Source organism: Lelliottia sp. WB101 (assembly GCF_003051885.1).
Classification (GTDB): Bacteria; Pseudomonadota; Gammaproteobacteria; order Enterobacterales; family Enterobacteriaceae; genus Enterobacter; species Enterobacter nimipressuralis.
Genome location: NZ_CP028520.1, coordinates 2,863,676 through 2,885,198, shown reverse-complemented (window position 1 = coordinate 2,885,198; position 21,523 = coordinate 2,863,676). Strand labels below are relative to the sequence as shown.

Genomic DNA, 21,523 nt, shown 5'->3' with positions numbered 1-21,523 from the left:
CTACTCCCTGTGGTACGCCCGTGGCTCAACATTCTGCTTTTCTTCCTGACGAATTCCTGGCGCAAATGCGCGAGGCACTTCCCGCTCATCTCTCAATGGATGATTTTATTGCCGCCTGCCAGCGTCCGCTGCGTCGCAGCATCCGCGTCAATACGCTTAAAATCAGCGTGGCCGATTTCCTGGCACTGGTTTCGCCCTACCGCTGGCAACTGACGCCGGTGCCCTGGTGTGCGGAAGGATTCTGGATTGAGCGTGATGACGAAGAGGCCCTGCCGCTGGGAAGCACCGCCGAACATTTAAGCGGACTGTTTTATATTCAGGAAGCCAGCTCCATGCTGCCCGTTGCCGCACTGTTTGCCGACGAAAATCAGCCGCTGCGCGTGATGGACGTGGCGGCCGCACCAGGGTCTAAAACCACACAGATCGCCGCCCGCATGGGTAATCAGGGCGCAATTCTCGCCAATGAGTTTTCGGCGAGCAGGGTTAAAGTTCTGCATGCGAATATCAGCCGCTGTGGGATCAGCAACGTCGCCTTGACCCACTTCGATGGCCGCGTCTTTGGTGCCGCCGTGCCAGAATCTTTCGATGCCATCCTGCTGGACGCCCCGTGCTCGGGCGAAGGCGTGGTGCGTAAAGATCCCGATGCGCTTAAAAACTGGTCTGTCGCCAGCAATCTTGAGATCGCCGCCACCCAGCGCGAGCTGATTGACAGCGCCTTTCACGCTCTGCGCCCGGGTGGAACGCTGATTTACTCCACCTGCACCCTGAACCGCGATGAAAACGAATCCGTGTGCCTGTGGCTAAAAGAGCAGTATCCGCAGGCCGTCGAATTCCTGCCGCTGAATGCGCTTTTCGAGGATGCCAAAGCGGCGCTGACTCCCGAAGGTTTCCTGCACGTGTTCCCGCAGATTTTCGACTGTGAAGGGTTTTTCGTCGCGCGACTGCGTAAAACAACGGCGATCGACGCCTTACCGGCACCTAAATTTAAAGTTGGCAATTTCCCGTTCGCCCCGCTGAAGGGCCGCGAAACCGCGCAGATCACCGAAGCGGCACAAAAAGTCGGCCTTCACTGGGAGGAAAACCTTCGCCTGTGGCAGCGCGACAAAGAGATCTGGCTCTTCCCGGTCGAGATCGAACCGCTGATTGGCAAAGTGCGCTTCTCCCGTATCGGCATGCGCCTGGCCGAAGTGCATAACAAAGGCTATCGCTGGCAGCATGAGGCCGTTATCGCCCTTGCCGGTAGCGACAATACGTTTGCACTGACCCACAAAGAGGCAGAAGAGTGGTATCGCGGCCGCGACGTCTACCCGGAGCAGACGCCATCGGCTGACGAAATGATCGTCACTTATCAGGGCTTCCCGCTGGGTCTGGCGAAGAAAGTCGGCTCACGCCTGAAGAACAGCTACCCGCGTGAACTGGTTCGCGATGGTCGCCTGTTTACCGGTAACGATCTCAGCGAATAAAAAACAGCACATTTTCACTGGCACTTTTGCTCTCCTGCACTACGCTGAAAAATGGGCGACAACACTGGTCGTACCAGATTTTCAGCAAACCTGCGGAGAGCATTATGACGAAAACCAGCGTGCGTATTGGCGCTTTTGAGATCGACGATGCAGAATTGCGCGGCGATAATCAGGGCGATCGAACGTTAACCATCCCCTGTAAATCCGATCCCGATTTATGTATGCAGCTTGATGCCTGGGACGCTGACACCAGCATTCCGGCTATCCTGGATGGCGAACATTCCGTGCTATACCGTGAACATTACGATCAGCAGTCCGATGCCTGGGTCATGCGCCTTGCCTGATGCCAATAGAACCCGCCCGAAGGCGGGTTATTTATGCCCCTGATTTCCCCTGCGACAAATCCTCCCCTACACTAACCATTCGGAAGCCAGATTCAGAGGATGAGATGTTCGCACTGGTACTGTTTGTTTGTTACCTGGACGGCGGCTGCGACGACATCGTGATTGATGTCTACAACACCGAGATGCAGTGCGTTGCCTCGAAAAAAGAGCAGCGAATTCGTCACGGCGGTTGTTACCCTGTCGAGGAGTTTATCGATAGCTTCTGGACACCGGCTCAGGAGTACAGTGACTTTTAGCTACTGGAGCTGGGCGAGCGTCAGCGTGCCGCCAAACACGGCACCGGTGTCGATATAGTGCAGATTGTCGAAATCACAGCGCTTCGCAAGCGGCGTGTGACCAAACCAGAAATGATCCGCGCCGCTAATCCCTTCACCTTTGCCCGCCATCAGGCCCGTTAACCGCGAGCGTTCCCACAGCACACGGTGCTGACTGACGGGCTTACCGCGCAGATAAGTGTCCGCTGGGTAATCGGCATGAGCCACCACATTTATCCCGTGGGTGCAGATTATTTCAATAATTAGCGGTAATTGCCGGCACGCATCGAGCAATGCAATGGCGTCTAATTTTTGCGGGTTCGTCAGACGGGAAAACCATATACCTCCATTGAGGGTCCAGAGAGCAAAATCGTTATTACTGAGCGCGTCAATCGCCATTTGCTCATGATTCCCTCGCACCGCGCGAAACCATTTTTCGCGTATAAGTTGCAGAGATTTAACGCTCTCCGGCCCGCGATCGATCAGGTCGCCCACCGAAATAAGTAAATCCTCATAGGGATTAAAATGGCGCTGTTTTAATTCATCCATAAGCGGGTGGTAGCAACCATGAATGTCGCTCACGACCCAGATATGACGCCACTGTTGACCATCAAGTATTTGGTACATAGCCCCTCCATAAAGAAGTATAGCGAATACCCGATTTTCAGGATCTGGCGTCATGACACAGCTAACTTCAATCGAAATTAAACGAAACCGAAATAAAGGTTTAGCAGCTCTTAAATCGTTACATCCTGACCCTTAGAATAGAACCAGAATTCTAAAGAGGTCACCATCGTGTCGAACACCAGCCTGCAAAATGATGTGCCAGAGGCACAGCCTGCCAATATTATTTCCTCTCTGACAACGGGTCAGCTTATCCCAGGCCCAATCTGGAGAAAGCGCGATTATCGGATTAAGTTCTTTCTTCGCTCACTGCTGTTCTGGTCTTCGACAAACCGCATGCTAAGTGCGCTTGCTCATCGCGCCGATTTTGACCGTTTGCTGGCAGCGCAGGTCACCCTGCCGAGCAAAACCCATCGTCAGTACCTGACGCGCGGGATAAATGCGAATCAGCGTGCCGAGGCGATCGTTCGCCACTATGAATGGATCGATGCCCTGCCGGATACCCGTCTGGCGAATGCCTTCACTCATCCGGTGGCTCAGCCGGTGGTTCACTTCCAGGCCAAAGATGACGCGCGCTACAGCGTTTATGCCTCGTCCGCCAGCAAAGCGGAGCGCGAAGGTGAGAGCACCCTGTGGCTGCGTGATGAAGAGGACACCCTGCTGGCAAGTCTCACCTTCAGCGTGGTTCCTGAGCGCGAGCATTCGGCGCTGGTCATTGGCGGACTGCAAGGCCCGCGTCGCGGCGTGACGCGTGAAACGATCAAGAAAGCGACCCGCGCCTGCCACGGCCTGTTCCCGAAACGGGTGCTGATGGAGGTCATTTTTAACCTCGCCGCTCACAGCGATATAAAATCCATTTATGGCGTCAGCGACGAAGGGCACGTCTTCCGCGCCCTGCGCTATCGCCTGAGCAAAGGCCGCCATTTCCACGCCAGCTACGACGAATTCTGGGCCTCCATCGACGGGCAGAAAGTCTCCAGCTTCCGCTGGCAGTTGCCGCTGCAGATGGAGCGTAAATCTCTGGAAGAGATTGCCAGCAAAAAACGCGCAGAATATCGCCGCCGATTTGGCCTGCTGGATGAAATTGCCGATGCGATTAACGCTCGCTTTTAATCTGCGTGGTGGCGTTCGCCTTCGCACAAAAATTTAACAAAACCGCCAAAAAGCGCTGGACTTTCGCCCGTCTGATTGTGGTATGGTTAAATCAGAGGCGCAGGACGTTCCTCATCTGTCATGAGTGAGAGCAGGAAAAGACTTTTACTTTCATGCAGATAAAAAGAGACCGAATACGATTCCTGTATTCGGTCCAGGGAAATGGCTCTTGGGAGAGAGCCGTGCGCTAAAAGTTGGCATTAATGCAGGCTCAAGTCGCCTGACACTTTAAGAATAGATGACGACGCCAGGTTTTCCAGTCCGCAGCAAAAGTGGCCGGAAAATTTCACGTTCGAGCATCCTGAAACGAAAAAACCGCAGTACTTCCTGTAAGAAGACTGCGGTTTTTTTATTGGAAAGCAGAGACTAGCAGAGCGTCTCAGCTCGCTCGATAAAGGGTGCAAGACTCATCTTCTGGCTCGGGTTTTGCGGGTCGTCAATCTGGATGATACTGATAGGCTGACCGTTGCTTTTGCCGCTGGCGACCTGCTTCTCGGCGACGTCATTCAGCGGATACTGCACCAGCGTGCTCGGGTTGATGGCGTACAGCGCATGGCCCGGACGGCAGGTCAGCATCACCTCTTCACGGTTAAAGGCCCATTTGTCTTTACCCACCTCGAAGCGACTCACGGTAATCACCTGTGGGGCGGCAAACGCGGAACCGGCGCACGCCAGCAATACGAGAGAAAGGACTGTTTTTTTCATACGTTTTAAACCTTGTCAGAAAGGCTCCCAGGTCGCGAAAAGACTGACGATTGCCAGCACCAGCGCGCCCAGAACCACCTCAGCCTGTGTCATCCAGATAAAGAATTGTTGTTCGCGCCCCGATTCAGGACGAAATCGTGGCACCAGAAAATACCGATTCAGCAGCGCAATTACCACCATCATCGCCACCAGCGCACATTTCAACAACAGCAGTTGCCCGTATTCCGTGCGCCACGGCCAGTTCAGCCCGAGGATCAGCAGCATATTGACGATTCCGGTCAGGATCACGCCAGCCACGGCATAATGTCCCACGCGGGAAAAACGCATCATGGTATAGATAGCCGGAACGCGCCAGCGCCCTTTCGCCAGCCGCATACAAAAGACGAGTGGCAGTAATGCGCCCACCCAGGTGGCTGCGCTGAGCAGATGGATCGCGTGGTTCAGTCGCTGCACGATCCCCGCAACTCCATCACGCATCGCCGCATGGCCGACTCCCGCCAGCAAAATAAACTGGCCGATAGCAAGCAACAGCAGCAGACGCGCGCTTTTCGCAGGTGCGATCCAGGCCGCACAAGCGGTCAGGACCGCAAAGACGATTTGCCACAGCCAGACGCCGCCAAAGCGGGTGCTGGCCACTGCGTGCCAGATCTGCGGCTGGATAACATCACCCCAGCCGTCGCCCATCAGCCCGCCCTGCACAGCCAGCATCAGCAGCGCCGTCGCCAAACTCACCAGTGCCGCGATTTTTTGCTGCCACTGGAAGCGGCGCGTCATCAGCCGTTGCAGGGAAAAGGGAGCCAGGCACGCGCTGTAAAACGCATTGCCAAAAATCAGCATCAGCGCCGCAAATGGACAAAGCGCAGGGCGACGTAACTGAACGCCAGCATGTTATTTCACGCTAAAGTGATAGCTGCCTTTGGTTTTGTGGCCGTCGACCGAAACGACATGCCAGTCCACGGAATAGGTCCCCGGCGTTAATGCCTGTTCGAGGGGAACAATCAGCTGGGTATTGTCATTCTCTGCGCGCTTCACGACACCGGTTTTAACGATCTGTTGTTTATCGCCGGTGATCGACACGCCGCTGAATTTCGGTTCGATGCCTTCCGAGAAATTGAGCGTCAACGCCTGCGGCGCAGCCGTCACCGCCGCATCGGCGGCCGGGTACTGATGTTTCAGGTGGGCATGAGCCAGTGCAGCAGGAGCCGTTGCGACGGAAAGCAGAAATGCCAGAGCGCAAGCCGCGCGGGATGCGGTGAATACCATATCAATCATTCCTTTTGGTTATGTCTATATGACAGAGGATAACGCTGTATAATATCGGAGTCGAGGATGATCCTGCGCGGGCTTGTCAACGCAGGGTAACCGCGGTAACGTTGGCGCCGCATAAACAGGAGAAGGCAATGAACATTAATCTGGCTACCCTCCCCCAGGATGAGATGGACAAAGTGAATGTCGATCTCGCCGCTGCGGGTGTGGCATTTAAAGAGCGCTATAACATGCCGGTGATCGCCGAAGTGGTTGAGCGCGAACAGCCCCCTCATCTGCGCGACTGGTTTCGCGAGCGCTTGATCGCCCATCGCTTGAAATCCGTGACCCTGTCGCGTTTGCCGTACGAACCTAAAGTTAAGTAAACCCGGCGCGTCGTTACATTTCCTTACATGGATTATGGCAGGATAAGAAAACCCTGAAGTATTCAGGTGTATTATCAATAACCCTGCGACTAGTGTATAAGGAAGTCACGATGTCCCAATGGAATATTGCCGCCGCGCAGTATGCCTCCCGGCATAACTGCATCGATGCCCACGTGCAGCATCATCTTCGCTTTATCGACGCTGCTGCCCGCCAGCAGTGCAATCTGTTAGTTTTCCCTGAGCTTTCACTGACCGGCCCTGCCACATATAACACCACCTTACCCGAACCGCCCAGCGAGCAGGCCCTGCAGCCACTAGTTGACGCCGCGCACGCGCTGGCCATCACGGTGATTGCAGGTATTACTCTTGAGACTGACGGCGCACGTAAGAAAGGTCTGGCGCTATTTTGTCCTAATCAGCGCCAGACCATGCGTTACCCGCAGGGCAGCGGCGCGTGTCTGATCCCCGGCAATCCGCAGCTGACGATTGTTGAGGGGAAAACGGAGCTGTTGAATATCGATCCGCTGGCTGCGCTGTATACCTGCAGCCAGGCGGTAGGCGAAACGCGCTGGCGAGACGCCATCAACCGCCTGCAACGCTTTGCGCATAAATATGCGATCACAGTACTGATGGCGAATTCAGACGGGCACAGTGCGCTGTGGGATTCGAGCGGCCAGCTCATTGTTCGCGCAGATCGGGGCGAGCTGTTATTAACCGGAACATGGGGTAAGCAGGGTTGGCAAGGTGATATCATTCCATTACGCTAACGTTTTTACGGCCAGGAGTGAGCCATGCTGCGTGTAATCGACACCGAAACCTGTGACCTTCAGGGCGGGATTGTAGAGGTGGCGTCTGTTGACGTTATTGACGGACAGATCGTCAACCCCATGAGCCATCTCGTTCGGCCTGACCGCCCTATCAGCGCGCAGGCGATGGCTATCCACCGCATCACAGAATCGATGGTGGCCGACAAACCCTGGATTGAGGATGTCATCCCGAACTATTTCGGCAGCCAGTGGTACGTGGCACATAACGCCAGTTTCGATCGGCGCGTGCTGCCGGAGATGCCAGGCGAGTGGATTTGCACCATGAAACTGGCGCGTCGGGCGTGGCCGGGGATTAAATACAGCAATATGGCGCTGTATAAATCCCGTAAGCTCAGTGTGAAAACGCCGGAAGGTTTGCACCACCACCGTGCCCTGTATGACTGCTATATCACGGCGGCGTTGCTCATTGATATCATGAATACCACCGGCTGGACGCCGGACGATATGGCGACCATTACCGGCCGTCCGGCGCTGCTGACCACGTTTACCTTTGGTAAATACCGCGGCAAACCGGTGTCCGAAGTGGCTGAGCGCGATCCGGGCTATCTGCGCTGGTTATACAATAACCTCGACCGCATGAGCCCGGAGCTGCGCCTTACACTTCGTCACTACCTCGACGACGCTTAATCTGTCGCAACATGGCCTGGCAGCGTCTCCTGCGCCAGGCCAATCAGAAAGGCATACTCCAGCGCCACCCCTTCATAAGATTTAAATCGCCCCGATTTCCCGCCGTGGCCGGAATCCATATCCGTACACAGCAGCAGCAGATTATCGTCCGTTTTCAGTTCCCGCAGTTTTGCCACCCATTTTGCCGGTTCCCAGTACTGCACCTGCGAATCGTGCAGGCCCGTCGTCACCAGCATGTGCGGATAGGCTTTCTCTTCGACGTTGTCGTAGGGGCTGTATTCCTTCATGTAGCGGTAATAGGTTTCGTCCTGCGGATTGCCCCACTCTTCAAATTCACCGGTGGTTAGCGGGATAGATTCGTCGAGCATGGTCGTGACGACGTCGACAAACGGCACCTGCGCGACGATGCCTTTAAACAGCTCGGGACGCTGGTTAATAACCGCCCCCATCAGCATGCCGCCTGCGCTGCCGCCCATGCCAAAGCACAGGTGCGGATCGCCGTAACCCTGCGCAATCAGCCCGTCGCACACGTCGAGATAGTCGTTAAAGGTATTTTTCTTCTTCAGGAATTTCCCCTCTTCGTACCAGTGCTGACCCAGCTCGCCGCCGCCGCGCACGTGGGCAATGGCGAAGACAAATCCCCTGTCGAGCAGGCTCAGCCGGCTGCTGCTGAAATCCGCGTCCATGCTGGCGCCGTACGAGCCGTAGCCGTACACCAGCAGCGGATTTTTACTCTTGTGAAAATGATCTTTGTGATACACCAGCGACACCGGCACTTCCACGCCATCGCGCGCGGTAATCCACAGGTGTTCGCTGCGATAGCAGCTGGCATCGAAACCGGCCACTTCAGCCTGTTTCAGCACGCGCCGCTGCCCGGTATTCATATCGAGTTCAAACAGCGTGTCGGGAGTGGTCATCGACGAATAGCCGTAGCGCAGCCGCGACGACTCCGGCTCCGGGTTGTAGCCAATCCAGGTGACATACGCCGGATCGTCAAAGGCTATGCCCACCACTTCGCGGGTTTTGCGGTTGATCTGGCGAATACTGGTTAGCCCGCGCTGGCGCTCTTCCACCACCAGCCAGTCGGTAAACAGAGTGAAACCTTCGAGCATCACCTGCTCGCGCGCCGGGATCAGCACTTCCCATTTGCGTTCATCGCGTACTTTGGTTTTATACAGGCCAAAGTTTTTGCCCTCGCGGTTAGAGCGCAGGTAGAAGGTGTGCTGGAAATGGTCGAGGCTGTACTCGTGATCTTTGCGGCGCGGCAGGAAACAGAGCGGCTGCGCGTCGGGCAGTTCCGCGTCCAGCAGCAAGACTTCGGTGGTCGTCGCACTGGCCAGCGAGATAATCACATAGTGGCGCGAAGTGGTTTTATGCAGGCTGACGTAGAAGGTTTCGTCTTTCTCCTCGTACACCAGCTCATCGTTGCCTGAAGATGTGCCCACCGTGTGCCGCCATACCTGATAAGGCAGCAGCGTTGAGGCATGCTTTTTAACGTAATAGACGGTTTCGGAGTCGTTCGCCCAGACAAAATCAGACGAGACGTTATCCAGCATTTCCGGATACCAGTTTCCGCTTTCCAGATTACGAAACCGCAGACCGTACTGGCGGCGTGACAGATAATCCTCTGCCAGCGCCATAATGGTGTTATCAGGCGAAATACCTAGCCCACCGAGCGTATAGAACTCACTGTGCGCCGCGCGCTGATTGGCATCGAGCAGCGTCTCCCACTCATCCCATTCGGCGCTAAGCACCGATTGACGCTGGTAAATCGCATACTCACTGCCCGGCTCGTAGAGATGGCGATAGCGGTAGCCGTTTTTAGTCCAGGGGGCGGAAATATCGCGCTGTGGCACGCGCGCCACCATTTCACCGAGAAGGCTGTCCTGAAGCGCCTGCTGTGAAGACATCACCTTTCGGCCGTAGTCATTTTCCTGATGCAGGTAATCAAGCACTTCTGGCTGCGAGCGATCGTCGTCCCGCAGCCAGTAGTAATTATCGATGCGCGTATCACCATGGGTGGTGATCGCTTTGGGAATGCGTCGGGCTTTTGGCAGCATGTCAGTTTTTCTTTTTGGTTTTACACCCTATAAGGGTGGCAAAACACACGCACGATGCAAGCGAAACGTGACAACCGCCGAATATTACTAGCCCGGTAATGCCTGTTTTTGCTGCTTAATATCCTGTTCAATCCCGTCGCGTACGTCCTGCGGAATTTTCAGCGCGTCGCCGAGCGCGTTCAGATAGCTGCGCTCCATAAAGTGATCGATATCGATGGCCGCACAGCTCAGGAAATAGAGCTCCAGCGCCTCTTCCTCGTTTTTCACGCTCTGCGCCAGACGCATCGGGTCGAGCGGTTGTTCAATCGCCTGCGCCACCAGCGCCCGTCCCTGCGCCTCAACGCCCGCTTCCCGCATCTGCTGTTCGATGGCGGCGCGTTCATTATCGTCGATATGACCGTCACTTTTGGCGGCAAACACCAGCGCCAGGATCAGCCGTTCAGTGCGCACATCCAGCGACGAGGCCTGTTGACCAAACTGCGGCTCGTCCTGATGGGCAGTGCGTACTCTGTCTTTATACTTGTTCCACAAAACCGTTCCGGCGATTGCCCCGCCGCCCGCCAGCAGTGCGCCAGTGCCGTATTTCGCCAGCAGTTTGCGGGAGGATTTATTGGCGACCAGCAGACCCGCCAGCCCCCCCAGCGCCCCCGGTACCAGCAGCTTGCTCAGTCCTTGCTCACTGGACGACGACGCTTTCTGACCTAACATGGACTGCAGTTGATTTAACCAGCCTGACATAATATTCCCCACTCTACGGTTCGTTATGGTTACAGCCTATGCGAGGCGATGTCAGGAAATGTCTGCCCGCACTAAAGAAGCGCAAATTTCCCCCTGCGCTCAGGACATCTGCGCCTGGTGGAAGACAGACGCAAACGTTTTCGTTTATACTGCGCGCAACTTTTTTAGGGGGGATATGATGACTCTTTTAGGAACTGCTTTGCGTCCATCCGCGACGCGCGTCATGCTGTTGGGTTCTGGCGAGCTGGGAAAAGAAGTGGCCATTGAGTGCCAGCGTCTCGGCATTGAAGTGATTGCCGTCGATCGTTATGCGGATGCACCGGCGATGCACGTCGCGCACCGCGCGCATGTCATCAATATGCTCGATGGCGACGCTCTTCGCGCGCTGATTGCACAGGAAAAGCCTGACTTTGTGGTCCCGGAAATCGAAGCGATTGCCACCGACACGCTTATCGCCCTTGAGCAGGAAGGTCAGCGTGTGGTGCCTTGTGCCCGCGCAGCCAAACTGACCATGAACCGCGAAGGCATTCGTCGACTGGCGGCCGAAGAGCTGGCGCTACCGACTTCCAGCTATCGTTTTGCCGATGGAAAAGCGGATTTCCTGCAAGCCGTCGAACAAATTGGCTACCCGTGCATCATTAAGCCGGTGATGAGCTCCTCCGGTAAAGGCCAGAGCTTTATCCGCGACGAAACCACGCTTGATAAGGCGTGGGACTATGCTCAACAGGGTGGCCGCGCGGGCGCCGGGCGCGTCATCGTCGAAGGCGTCGTGAAGTTTGATTTCGAAATCACCCTGCTGACAGTCAGCGCCGTTGACGGTGTCCACTTCTGTGATCCTATTGGCCATCGTCAGGAAGACGGCGATTACCGGGAATCCTGGCAGCCGCAGCAGATGAGCGCGCTGGCGCTGGAGCGCGCGCAGGAGATTGCCCGCAAAGTGGTGCTGGCGCTGGGCGGTTACGGTCTGTTTGGCGTGGAACTGTTCGTCTGCGGCGATGAGGTGATTTTCAGCGAAGTCTCTCCGCGTCCTCACGACACCGGAATGGTGACGCTGATATCCCAGGACCTCTCGGAGTTCGCCCTGCACGTTCGCGCGTTTCTGGGGCTGCCGGTGGGCGGAATTCGTCAGTATGGCCCGGCGGCCTCTGCGGTGATCTTGCCCCAGCTGACCAGCCAGAATGTCACGTTTGGTAATGTGGATGCCGCCGTCGGCGCGGGTCTGCAGCTGCGTCTGTTTGGTAAACCCGAAATCGACGGAACTCGTCGTCTGGGCGTGGCGTTAGCCACCGGCGATAGTGTGGAAACAGCGGTTGAGCGGGCGGTCAGTGCGGCGCAAGCCGTGAGTGTGAAAGCATAAAAAAAGCCGGGCAACGCGTGTTTGCCCGGCCAGTATTTTCGGTTTTGTCGGGCGGGTTCACACCCGCCTCTGCAAAAATTACTTCGCGCCTTCCACAGCTTCGCGCGCCAGCTTAGTAATGCGATCCCAGTCGCCCGCTTCCAGCGCATCGGCCGGAACCAGCCACGAACCACCGATACACAGCACGCTTTTCAGTGCCAGATAGTCACGGTAGTTCGCCGGAGAGATACCGCCAGTCGGGCAGAAACGCACCTGAGAGAAGGGACCTGCAATCGCCTGCAGAGCTTTGGTGCCGCCGTTAGCTTCAGCCGGGAAGAATTTGAACTCTTTCAGGCCGTAATCCATACCCAGCATCAGTTCAGACACGGTGCTGATACCCGGAATTAACGGAATGGTGCCTTCGGTTGCCGCTTTCAGCAGTGGCTCAGTCAGGCCTGGGCTGATTGCGAACTGTGCACCCGCTTCAGTCACTTCCGCCAGCTGCTGCGGGTTCAGCACGGTACCGGCACCGATAATCGCTTCCGGCACTTCTTTTGCGATAGCGCGGATCGCGTCTATCGCGCAGGCGGTACGCAGCGTTACTTCCAGCACACGAACTCCACCTGCAACCAGCGCTTTCGCCATTGGGACGGCGTGCTCCAGTTTGTTCACCACGATAACCGGCACTACCGGGCCAGTTGTCAGGATTGCTTCTGCACTTGTTTTCCAGTTTTTCATCAGTGTTTTTCTCTCGCCAGATCGATAATTCTTGTCGTCTTAAAACGTAATACAGGTTGCGCCCTGCTCAGCACCGGAGAGTTTCTCGCGCAGTGCACTGAACATTTCGCGCCCTGTTCCCACACGCGACGCGCTAAGGTCAGGAATATGCGGCTTACGGGCTTCCAGTTCGGCTTCATCCACCAGCAGGGTCAGCTCGCCTGTCTGGCCATTGACGCGGATGATATCGCCATCGCGTACTTTCGCCAGTAACCCACCGTCATAGGCTTCGGGGGTGACGTGAATCGCTGATGGCACTTTACCTGATGCGCCAGAGAGTCGTCCATCGGTGACCAACGCAATTTTGAAACAGCGGTCCAATAATACACCAAGTGGTGGCATAAGTTTATGTAATTCTGGCATGCCGTTCGCTTTTGGTCCCTGATGACGAACCACGACGACGCAGTCTTTGTCCAGCAGTCCAGCCTCGAACGCAGGCAGCACGTCGTGCTGGCTTTCAAAAATCACCGCTGGGGCTTCTACAATCTGGTTTTCAACAGGCACAGCGGAGGTTTTCATCACCGCGCGACCCAGGTTGCCGCTCAGCACTTTGGTGCCGCCGTGATGTGAGAATGGTTTCGCAAACGTGGCGATAACCTGTGCGTCGAGAGAACTCTGCGCGCCTTCGCGCCAGTCGAGCTGGCCGTCGTTCAGCCATGGCTCCAGGGTATAACGCTGCAGGCCAAAACCGGCTACGGTGTTGACGTCTTCATGCAGCAGACCGCCTTTCAGCAGCTCGCGGATAAGCACGGGCACACCGCCCGCCGCCTGGAAATGGTTGATATCCGCCGGGCCGTTCGGATAGAGACGCGCCATCAGCGGCACAATTTCAGACAGCTCAGAGAAATCATCCCAGTTAATCAGAATACCGGCCGCGCGTGCCATCGCCACCAGGTGCATGGTGTGGTTAGTTGAACCGCCGGTTGCCAGCAGGGCAACAATCCCGTTCACCACCACTTTTTCGTCCACCATTTTGCCAAGCGGCATCCACTCGTTGCCGTTACCGGTCAAACGCGTGACCTGACGCGCAGCGGCTTCGGTCAGCGCCTGGCGCAGCGGAGCATCTGGCTGTACGAAAGAGGAACCCGGAAGCTGCATGCCCATGAATTCCACCACCATCTGGTTGGTGTTGGCGGTGCCGTAGAAGGTACAGGTTCCCGCGGCGTGGTACGACGCGGCTTCGGCTTCCAGCAGCGCAATACGATCCACTTTTCCTTCGGCATACAGCTGGCGGATACGGACTTTTTCTTTATTTGGCAGACCGCTCGCCATTGGGCCTGACGGCACAAAAATCGCAGGCAGATGACCAAAGGAGAGCGCAGCCATCGCCAGGCCCGGGACAATTTTGTCACACACGCCGAGGTACAGGGCGCCGTCAAACATGTTATGGGACAGGCCTACGGCTGCAGACATGGCGATCACTTCGCGGCTCAGCAGAGAGAGTTCCATTCCATCCTGGCCCTGGGTTACGCCGTCGCACATGGCGGGCACGCCACCCGCCACCTGCCCGACCGCGTTAGCGCTGTGCAGCGCTTTGCGAATAATTTCCGGGTAGTGTTCGTACGGCTGGTGTGCGGAGAGCATGTCGTTGTAGGAGGTGATGATCGCAATATTGTTACGCAGCATGCTTTTCAGCGAGGCTTTATCGTCCGGCTGGCAGGCGGCGAAACCGTGGGCCAGGTTACCGCAGGCGAGCTGCGAACGATGTACCGTGTCGGTCTTCGCCTGCTGGATGCGGGCGAGGTAGGCAGAACGTGTCTCTTTTGAGCGCTCAACAATGCGTTGTGTTACGCGTAACAATACAGGATTCATAAAAGCTCCTCTAATTTATCTGTCCAGGCTCGGGAGTTAACAAGATGAATCGCTTGTATTAACAAGGCTGAAACGCTTGCAGTCCGTAGCTCGGGGGCAAAATCGCTTCAGCCAGTGTAATAAAAAAAGCTCCACGGGTGAATCCACGTGGAGCTTAAATGATTAAAAATTGTGCCACAATCTGTGTTAGATCATGTTACCGGTAAAATAACCCGTTTGGATTAGCTACTGGTTTACTCGAACTCGTTCCAGGAACGGCCGTCGCGGGTGATCATCGCCACGGACGCGACCGGTCCCCAGGTGCCTGCCTGATACGGTTTTGGCGCATCCTGATCGGCAGCCCAGGCTTCAGTAATGGAGTCGACCCACTTCCAGGCTTCTTCCACTTCGTCGCGGCGCACGAACAGCGCCTGAATCCCACGCATGGTTTCCAGCAGCAGACGCTCGTAAGCATCAGCCAGGTGCGTTTCGTTGAAGGTTTCGGAGTAGCTCAGATCCAGTTTGGTGGTTTGCAGGTTGTGTTTGTGATCCAGGCCCGGCACTTTATTCAGCACCTGAATATCCACGCCCTCGTCAGGCTGCAGACGGATAGTCAGCTTGTTCTGCGGCAGCTCCTGCCAGGACTCTTTAAACAGGTTCAGCTCCGGGTTCTTGAAATAGACCACAACTTCAGAGCATTTGGTCGGCAGACGTTTACCGGTGCGCAGATAGAACGGCACACCCGCCCAGCGCCAGTTGTCGATATCGACACGGATCGCCACGAAAGTCTCGGTGTTGCTGGACTTGTTCGCGCCCTCTTCTTCCAGATAGCCAGGGACTTTTTTGCCCTGCGCGAAACCGGAGGTGTACTGACCGCGGACAGTTTTCTCACGCACATTCGAGCGATCGATACGGCGCAGAGATTTCAGCACTTTCACTTTCTCGTCGCGAATGTTATCCGCTGAGAGGTCAGACGGCGGAGACATGGCGATCATGCAGAGAATTTGCAGCAGGTGGTTCTGGATCATGTCGCGCATCTGGCCGGCCTGGTCAAAGTAACCCCAGCGGCCTTCGATGCCCACTTCCTCGGCCACGGTAATTTCCACGTGATCGATGGTGCGGTTGTCCCAGTTGTTGGCAAACAGGGAGTTCGCAAAACGCAGCGCCAGCAGGTTCAGTACCGTCTCTTTACCGAGATAGTGGTCGATACGGTAGACCTGGCACTCTTCGAAGTATTCGCCCACCTGGTCGTTGATTTCACGAGAGGTCGCAAGCGAGGTACCCAGCGGCTTTTCCATCACTACGCGCGCCGGTTTGGCGTTGAGTTTGGCTTCGCCAAGGCCCTTACAGATGGCGCCGAAGGTGCTTGGCGGCATCGCGAAATAGTTAATGGTCACACGGTTTTTCTGGTCCAGCATCTCGCCGAGACGACCAAACGCAGAGGTGTCGTTAACATCCAGGTTGCAGAAATCAAGACGACCGCTCAGCGCATCCCACAAACTTTCATCAATTTTCTCTTTCATGAACGTTTCGAGCGCTTCACGCACCACTTTGGTGTAGCCGTCTTTATCCCAGTCAGCGCGGCCCACACCCAGAATGCGAGTGTCCGGGTGGATCTGGCCTGCTTTTTCCAGTTGATACAGGGAAGGCAGCAATTTACGGCGTGCAAGATCGCCTTTCGCGCCGAAAATGACCAGGTCACATGCCTGGGCTGTTTGCGTTACCGCCATGTCATTCTCCTCAGTTGGATATCCTGGTGCTTTTGCCAGAATATCGTTGTAATTTTATTACAATGCACTGTACTGCTTTTACGTCATTCCCGAAACCATTAGCGCTTAACGTCGCGTGCGATAACGCGATTTTTCGATGATTGCACGCTTCAGTGACAGCAATGACCACAAATTCGTTGATTCTTTGTGCCGCCGGGCCGTTGCCAAAACCCGACCGCGATCAAGTAATGAAAAAAAACAACAACATTTGCTGTTGTTCATTACCCTTCGACCCGGTCAGAGGGGTATATTCTTCCTAATTCGAATCACGATTTCATCAATTTATGAAATCGCTTCCACCCATGAGTGTCTTGTCATCATGAACATGCTGGAAAAAATCCAGTTTCAACTGGAACACCTTAGCAAATCCGAGCGTAAAGTGGCTGAAGTAATTCTCGCCTCGCCCACTCAGGCCATCCATTCCAGCATCGCCGCTCTGGCGCAGGAGTCGGGGGTCAGTGAACCTACCGTCAACCGGTTCTGTCGCAGTCTTGAGACGCGCGGTTTTCCCGATTTTAAACTGCATCTGGCCCAGAGTCTGGCAAACGGCACGCCCTATGTAAATCGTAATGTCGATGAAGATGACAGCGTAGAGGCCTATACCGGCAAAATTTTTGAATCGGCAATGGCGACGCTCGACCATGTGCGGCAATCGCTTGATAAAGCATCACTCAATCGCGCTGTCGATTTGCTCACCCAGGCGAAAAAAATCGCCTTCTTCGGGCTGGGCTCTTCCGCTGCGGTTGCCCACGATGCGATGAACAAATTTTTCCGTTTCAATGTTCCGGTCATCTACTCTGATGACATAGTGCTGCAACGCATGAGCTGTATGAATTGTAACGAAGATGACGTGGTAGTGCTGATCTCTCACACCGGTCGGACCAAAAGTCTGGTGGAACTGGCGCAGCTGGCGCGTGAAAACGATGCCATGGTGATTGCAATCACCACCGCTGGCACGCCGCTGGCGCGAGAATCAACGCTCGCTATCACGCTGGATGTGCCGGAAGATACCGACATGTATATGCCGATGGTGTCGCGGCTTGCGCAATTAACCGTCATCGACGTGCTGGCCACGGGTTTTACGCTGCGTCGTGGCGCGAAATTCAGAGATAACTTGAAGCGTGTCAAAGAAGCGCTCAAGGAATCGCGTTTTGATAAAGAATTGCTCATTAAGGGCGATGTACCCTAAATGTTGTTATAAGGTTGTTACTTTTTTCGGTATTCGGTAATTTCTACACAGCACCGAATCTATGTTCACGCAACACCAAAGTTGTTTCAGTCAACGGAGTATTACATGTCCAGAAGGCTTCGCAGAACCAAGATCGTTACCACCTTAGGTCCGGCTACTGACCGCGATAATAACCTCGAGAAAATTATCGCCGCGGGCGCCAACGTGGTACGCATGAACTTCTCTCACGGGACGCCAGAAGATCACAAATTACGTGCAGACAAGGTCCGTGAGATCGCGGCAAAACTGGGACGTCACGTGGCTATCCTCGGCGACCTGCAGGGTCCTAAGATCCGCGTCTCGACGTTTAAAGAAGGCAAAGTTTTCCTTAACATCGGTGATAAATTCCTCCTCGACGCCAACCTGGGTAAAGGCGAAGGCGATAAAGAGCGTGTGGGTATCGACTATAAAGGTCTGCCTGCTGACGTTGTAACGGGCGATATCCTGCTGCTTGATGATGGTCGCGTACAGCTGAAAGTGCTCGAAGTTCAGGGCATGAAAGTGTTCACCGAAGTGACCGTTGGCGGCCCGCTCTCCAACAATAAAGGCATCAATAAACTTGGCGGTGGCCTCTCCGCTGAAGCCCTGACCGAAAAAGACAAAGCCGACATCATCACTGCCGCGCAGATTGGCGTCGACTATCTGGCTGTCTCCTTCCCGCGCTGCGGCGAAGACCTGAACTACGCTCGCCGTCTGGCGCGTGATGCAGGCTGCGACGCGAGCATTGTCGCGAAAGTTGAGCGTGCAGAGGCCGTCTGCAGCCAGGAAGCGATGGACGATGTAATTCTCGCGTCTGATGTGGTGATGGTTGCCCGTGGCGATCTGGGCGTTGAAATCGGTGACCCGGAACTGGTCGGCATCCAGAAAGCGCTGATCCGTCGTGCACGTCAGCTGAACCGCTCCGTGATCACCGCGACTCAGATGATGGAGTCGATGATCACCAACCCAATGCCAACCCGTGCGGAAGTGATGGACGTGGCAAACGCCGTGCTGGACGGTACCGATGCGGTAATGCTCTCTGCTGAAACGGCAGCGGGCCAATATCCTGCTGAAACCGTCGCGGCGATGGCGCGCGTGTGTCTGGGCGCTGAGAAGATCCCAAGCATTAACGTCTCTAAACATCGTCTGGACATTCAGTTCGATAACGTGGAAGAAGCGATTTCCATGTCTGCCATGTATGCGGCGAACCACCTAAAAGGTGTCACCGCGATCATCACCATGACCGAATCTGGCCGCACCGCGCTGATGACATCCCGTATCAGCTCCGGCCTGCCAATCTTCGCTATGTCGCGTCATGAGCGCACTCTGAATCTGACTGCCCTGTACCGTGGCGTGACGCCGGTGTACTTCGACAGCACCAACGACGGCGTTGCTGCCGCCAACGATGCCGTCAATCTGCTGCGCGATAAAGGCTATCTGGTCTCTGGTGATATCGTGATTGTCACTCAGGGCGATGTAATGAGCACTATCGGCTCAACGAACACCACGCGTGTGATGACTGTCGAGTAACTGCATTTTCGCCATACTGTCGGGGGATTCGCTCCCGACAGTTTTTTCCTCTTCTTGCTCCGCCTGTTTTTCCCTCTTTTGATTAAAGCTAAAACCTACCCTTACGGCGACTGGTGAGAATGGAAAATCCTGAGCTACTGACGCAACAACGCGTACAGAAAGGCCCCCTCCTGCACGCGTAAAGCGAACGTTATCTGATGAGTAGCAAAAATTATCTCTTCGGGAACAACTCTTTTCGCTTATACGGCTCTTTCTCGCCGGGTTTGCGGGTTTTGAGCAGTTTCAGAATCCAGGTGTACTGCTCGGCATGCGGTCCGACGAGGATTTCGACCTCTTCGTTCATGCGGCGCGCGATAGTGTGATCGTCGGCGTCCAGCAGATCGTCCATTGGTGGACGTACTTCGATGGTCAGACGATGGGTTTTGCCATCGTAAATCGGAAACAGCGGAACCACGCGGGCGCGGCAGACTTTCATCAGGCGGCCAATCGCAGGTAGCGTTGCTTTGTAAGTCGCAAAGAAATCCACGAATTCACTGTGCTCGGCACCGTGGTCCTGATCCGGCAGGTAATAGCCCCAGTAGCCTTCGCGAACTGACTTAATAAAAGGTTTGATACCGTCGTTACGCGCATGCAGACGGCCACCAAAACGGCGGCGGACGGTGTTCCAGACGTAGTCGAAGATTTTATTGCCCTGATTATGGAACATGGCCGCCATCTTCTGGCCTTGCGACGCCATCAGCATTGCCGGAATATCCACACCCCAGCCGTGCGGCACGAGAAAAATGACTTTCTCGTTGTTGCGACGCATCTCATCGATAATCTCCAGCCCTTTCCAGTCCACGCGATTTTTGACCTTCTCTGGCCCGCGCAGCGCCAGCTCGCCCATCATCGCCATCGCCTGCGGTGCGGTGGTAAACATAGCGTCGATAATCGCTTCACGTTCCGCGTCGCTTTTTTCCGGAAAACAGTAGAACAGATTGATCTGCGCACGGCGGCGCGCACTTTTGCCGAGTCGTCCGGCAATCAGGCCAATTTTACCGAGGACAGGATCGCGAACGGATGCCGGAAGCAGCGCAAGGCCCGCAAATGCGTAGACACCCAGCCAGGCGCCCCAGTTACGCGGATGGCGAAAAGATTTCTCAAACTCGGGAATGTATTCACTGTTGTTTTTTTGGGTTTCCATGCGGGTTCCAGGGTCTGGTGAAGCAAAAAATAATCTTGAGATAGTGTAGCGAGGCAGAGTGTATCGCACAAAAGAAAAAGCCGGCGCATCTCTGCACCGGCTTTTAGATGATAAAAATCTAGTCGAAGCGCAGTTGCGGCATGACCTCTTTGACCTGGGCCAGATAATCGGTGCGATCTTTGCCGGTCAGACCTTCGGTACGCGGCAGTTTGGCCGTCAACGGGTTCACCGCCTGCTGGTTAATCCACACTTCATAGTGCAGATGCGGGCCGGTGGAGCGTCCGGTGTTGCCAGAGAGCGCAATGCGGTCGCCGCGTTTCACTTTCTGCCCCGGCTGGACCAGCAGCTTACGCAGGTGCATGTAGCGGGTGGTATAGGTGCGACCGTGACGAACGGCAACGTAGTACCCTGCCGCGCCGCTGCGTTTAGCAATCACCACTTCACCGTCACCGACAGAGAGCACTGGCGTACCCTGCGGCATCGCAAAGTCAACGCCACGGTGCGGTGCGACACGGCCAGTGACCGGGTTCAGACGACGCGGGTTAAAGTTGGATGAAACGCGGAACTGTTTCGCCGTCGGGAAGCGCAGGAACCCTTTCGCCAGGCCCGTACCGTTGCGGTCGTAGAACTTGCCGTCTTCCGCGCGGATGGCGTAGTAATCTTTGCCTTCGGAGCGCAAACGCACACCCATCAGTTGGCTTTGCTCACGCTTGCCGTCCAGCATTTCGCGGGACATCAGGATCGAGAATTCGTCGCCTTTTTTCAGTTTGCGGAAGTCCATCTGCCACTGCATGGCTTTGATCACAGAGCTGATTTCGCCGCTGGTCAATCCCGCGTCGCGCGCGCTGGCGACAAAGCTGGCGCCAACTTTGCCTTTAAGCACATTGTTAACCCAGTCGCCCTGCTGCATTTCGCTGGTCATCTTGAAACCGTTTTCGGTACGATCGTAGGTACGGGTTTCGCGACGGGAGACTTCCCAGGTCAGACGTTGCAAATCGCCATCGTTGGTAAGCGTCCAGGACAGCTGTTGACCAATCTTAAGGTTACGCAGCTCTTTGTCTGATGCGGCGAGCTGGCTGATATCGCCCATCTCAATACCGTACTGATTGAGCACGCTGCTCAGCGTATCGCCCGTGGAGACAACGTATTCGTGAATACCCGCCTCATTGGCGGTTTTGTCGTCCAGCTCATCCTGAGGAATCGCTTCGTCTTCCTGGGCGGCCTGATCGATAGGTTCACTGGCATCGGGCAGCAAGGAGCGAATTTCACTCTTTTCCAGTTCGATGGTTTTAATGATGGGGGCTGAATGTGGGTGATACACATAGGGCCGCCAGACGGCGACCGCTAAGGTAAGAACTGTAAGGGACCCCAGCATAACGCGATGGGGTCGAGGCAGATTATTAAATGCCAGGGCGACAGAGCGGGCTATCTGTTGCACGTGTTCA

20 protein-coding genes and 1 pseudogene are annotated in these 21,523 nt (G+C 55.5%); 10 read left to right on the top strand and 11 right to left on the bottom strand.

The window, feature by feature from the left end; all coding sequences use genetic code 11:
• Positions 1-20 precede the first annotated feature (20 nt).
• From rsmF to DAI21_RS13820, 3 genes are all read left to right on the top strand, one after another.
• Positions 21-1,463 carry a 16S rRNA (cytosine(1407)-C(5))-methyltransferase RsmF gene (gene rsmF / locus DAI21_RS13830; RefSeq protein WP_107703368.1) on the top strand — a complete coding sequence of 481 codons (1,443 nt, stop codon included), beginning with the start codon at positions 21-23 and terminating at the stop codon, positions 1,461-1,463.
• Positions 1,464-1,567: 104 nt separating this feature from the next.
• Positions 1,568-1,807: a YebV family protein gene (locus DAI21_RS13825; RefSeq protein ID WP_100779802.1), complete on the top strand. Its 240-nt coding sequence runs from the start codon at positions 1,568-1,570 to the stop codon at positions 1,805-1,807.
• 104 nt (positions 1,808-1,911) lie between these two features.
• The gene (locus tag DAI21_RS13820) at positions 1,912-2,103 is read left to right on the top strand and encodes a YebW family protein (protein WP_100779801.1); all 192 of its coding nucleotides are present in this window, start codon (positions 1,912-1,914) and stop codon (positions 2,101-2,103) included.
• On the opposite strand, the gene pphA is transcribed toward DAI21_RS13820, so the two are convergent.
• Entirely contained in the window at positions 2,104-2,748 is a 645-nt protein-coding gene (gene pphA, locus DAI21_RS13815; RefSeq protein ID WP_107703367.1) for a protein-serine/threonine phosphatase, read from the bottom strand.
• Positions 2,749-2,916: 168 nt separating this feature from the next.
• Here pphA and DAI21_RS13810 point away from each other — a divergent pair, with 168 nt between their 5' ends.
• Positions 2,917-3,858 (top strand): VirK/YbjX family protein, encoded by a 942-nt coding sequence (locus DAI21_RS13810; RefSeq protein ID WP_107703366.1) that lies wholly within the window; start codon positions 2,917-2,919, stop codon positions 3,856-3,858.
• Positions 3,859-4,263: 405 nt separating this feature from the next.
• Here DAI21_RS13810 and DAI21_RS13800 read toward each other — a convergent pair whose 3' ends face one another.
• From DAI21_RS13800 to yobA, 3 genes and pseudogenes are all read right to left on the bottom strand, one after another.
• The gene (locus DAI21_RS13800; protein ID WP_100779798.1) at positions 4,264-4,602 is read right to left on the bottom strand and encodes a YebY family protein; all 339 of its coding nucleotides are present in this window, start codon (positions 4,600-4,602) and stop codon (positions 4,264-4,266) included.
• A gap of 15 nt (positions 4,603-4,617) precedes the next feature.
• A pseudogene (gene copD, locus DAI21_RS13795) lies at positions 4,618-5,489 on the bottom strand (copper homeostasis membrane protein CopD).
• A gap of 1 nt (position 5,490) precedes the next feature.
• Positions 5,491-5,865 carry a CopC domain-containing protein YobA gene (gene yobA, locus DAI21_RS13790; RefSeq protein ID WP_100779796.1) on the bottom strand — a complete coding sequence of 125 codons (375 nt, stop codon included), beginning with the start codon at positions 5,863-5,865 and terminating at the stop codon, positions 5,491-5,493.
• A gap of 137 nt (positions 5,866-6,002) precedes the next feature.
• Here yobA and DAI21_RS13785 point away from each other — a divergent pair, with 137 nt between their 5' ends.
• The 3 genes from DAI21_RS13785 to exoX all read left to right on the top strand — a co-directional run bounded on the left by DAI21_RS13785 (position 6,003) and on the right by exoX (position 7,687).
• Positions 6,003-6,233, top strand: coding sequence for a DNA polymerase III subunit theta (locus DAI21_RS13785; RefSeq protein WP_100779795.1), 231 nt, complete (start codon positions 6,003-6,005; stop codon positions 6,231-6,233).
• A gap of 110 nt (positions 6,234-6,343) precedes the next feature.
• On the top strand, positions 6,344-7,000 hold the full coding sequence (locus DAI21_RS13780; protein WP_107703365.1) for a carbon-nitrogen hydrolase family protein: 657 nt from the start codon (positions 6,344-6,346) through the stop codon (positions 6,998-7,000).
• A 24-nt stretch (positions 7,001-7,024) separates the two neighbouring features.
• Positions 7,025-7,687, top strand: coding sequence for an exodeoxyribonuclease X (gene exoX / locus DAI21_RS13775; protein WP_100779793.1), 663 nt, complete (start codon positions 7,025-7,027; stop codon positions 7,685-7,687).
• Here exoX and ptrB read toward each other — a convergent pair.
• On the bottom strand, positions 7,684-9,747 hold the full coding sequence (ptrB, locus tag DAI21_RS13770) for an oligopeptidase B (RefSeq protein ID WP_100779792.1): 2,064 nt from the start codon (positions 9,745-9,747) through the stop codon (positions 7,684-7,686). The two genes, exoX and ptrB, sit on opposite strands and share 4 nt — an antisense overlap.
• Before the next feature lie 87 nt (positions 9,748-9,834).
• Positions 9,835-10,485, bottom strand: coding sequence for a tellurite resistance TerB family protein (locus DAI21_RS13765; protein WP_102103977.1), 651 nt, complete (start codon positions 10,483-10,485; stop codon positions 9,835-9,837).
• Positions 10,486-10,663: 178 nt separating this feature from the next.
• Between DAI21_RS13765 and purT the strand changes: the two genes are divergently transcribed.
• Positions 10,664-11,842: a formate-dependent phosphoribosylglycinamide formyltransferase gene (gene purT / locus DAI21_RS13760; protein WP_107704253.1), complete on the top strand. Its 1,179-nt coding sequence runs from the start codon at positions 10,664-10,666 to the stop codon at positions 11,840-11,842.
• A 78-nt stretch (positions 11,843-11,920) separates the two neighbouring features.
• On the opposite strand, the gene kdgA is transcribed toward purT, so the two are convergent.
• From kdgA to zwf, 3 genes are all read right to left on the bottom strand, one after another.
• A complete protein-coding gene (gene kdgA, locus DAI21_RS13755) occupies positions 11,921-12,559 on the bottom strand; it encodes a bifunctional 4-hydroxy-2-oxoglutarate aldolase/2-dehydro-3-deoxy-phosphogluconate aldolase (RefSeq protein WP_107703364.1) in 639 nt (212 codons plus the stop codon).
• 39 nt (positions 12,560-12,598) lie between these two features.
• Positions 12,599-14,410 carry a phosphogluconate dehydratase gene (edd, locus tag DAI21_RS13750; RefSeq protein WP_100779788.1) on the bottom strand — a complete coding sequence of 604 codons (1,812 nt, stop codon included), beginning with the start codon at positions 14,408-14,410 and terminating at the stop codon, positions 12,599-12,601.
• A gap of 233 nt (positions 14,411-14,643) precedes the next feature.
• A complete protein-coding gene (zwf, locus tag DAI21_RS13745; RefSeq protein WP_100779787.1) occupies positions 14,644-16,119 on the bottom strand; it encodes a glucose-6-phosphate dehydrogenase in 1,476 nt (491 codons plus the stop codon).
• A gap of 358 nt (positions 16,120-16,477) precedes the next feature.
• Here zwf and DAI21_RS13740 point away from each other — a divergent pair, with 358 nt between their 5' ends.
• Both DAI21_RS13740 and pyk read left to right on the top strand, forming a co-directional pair.
• Positions 16,478-17,347: a MurR/RpiR family transcriptional regulator gene (locus tag DAI21_RS13740; RefSeq protein WP_100779786.1), complete on the top strand. Its 870-nt coding sequence runs from the start codon at positions 16,478-16,480 to the stop codon at positions 17,345-17,347.
• Between the two features lie 105 nt (positions 17,348-17,452).
• Positions 17,453-18,895 (top strand): pyruvate kinase, encoded by a 1,443-nt coding sequence (pyk, locus tag DAI21_RS13735; RefSeq protein ID WP_100779785.1) that lies wholly within the window; start codon positions 17,453-17,455, stop codon positions 18,893-18,895.
• 211 nt (positions 18,896-19,106) lie between these two features.
• Here pyk and lpxM read toward each other — a convergent pair whose 3' ends face one another.
• Together lpxM and mepM are read right to left on the bottom strand one after the other, a co-directional pair.
• Positions 19,107-20,078 (bottom strand): lauroyl-Kdo(2)-lipid IV(A) myristoyltransferase, encoded by a 972-nt coding sequence (lpxM, locus tag DAI21_RS13730; protein WP_107703363.1) that lies wholly within the window; start codon positions 20,076-20,078, stop codon positions 19,107-19,109.
• 118 nt (positions 20,079-20,196) lie between these two features.
• Positions 20,197-21,516: a murein DD-endopeptidase MepM gene (mepM, locus tag DAI21_RS13725; RefSeq protein WP_100779783.1), complete on the bottom strand. Its 1,320-nt coding sequence runs from the start codon at positions 21,514-21,516 to the stop codon at positions 20,197-20,199.
• Positions 21,517-21,523: the final 7 nt, after the last annotated feature.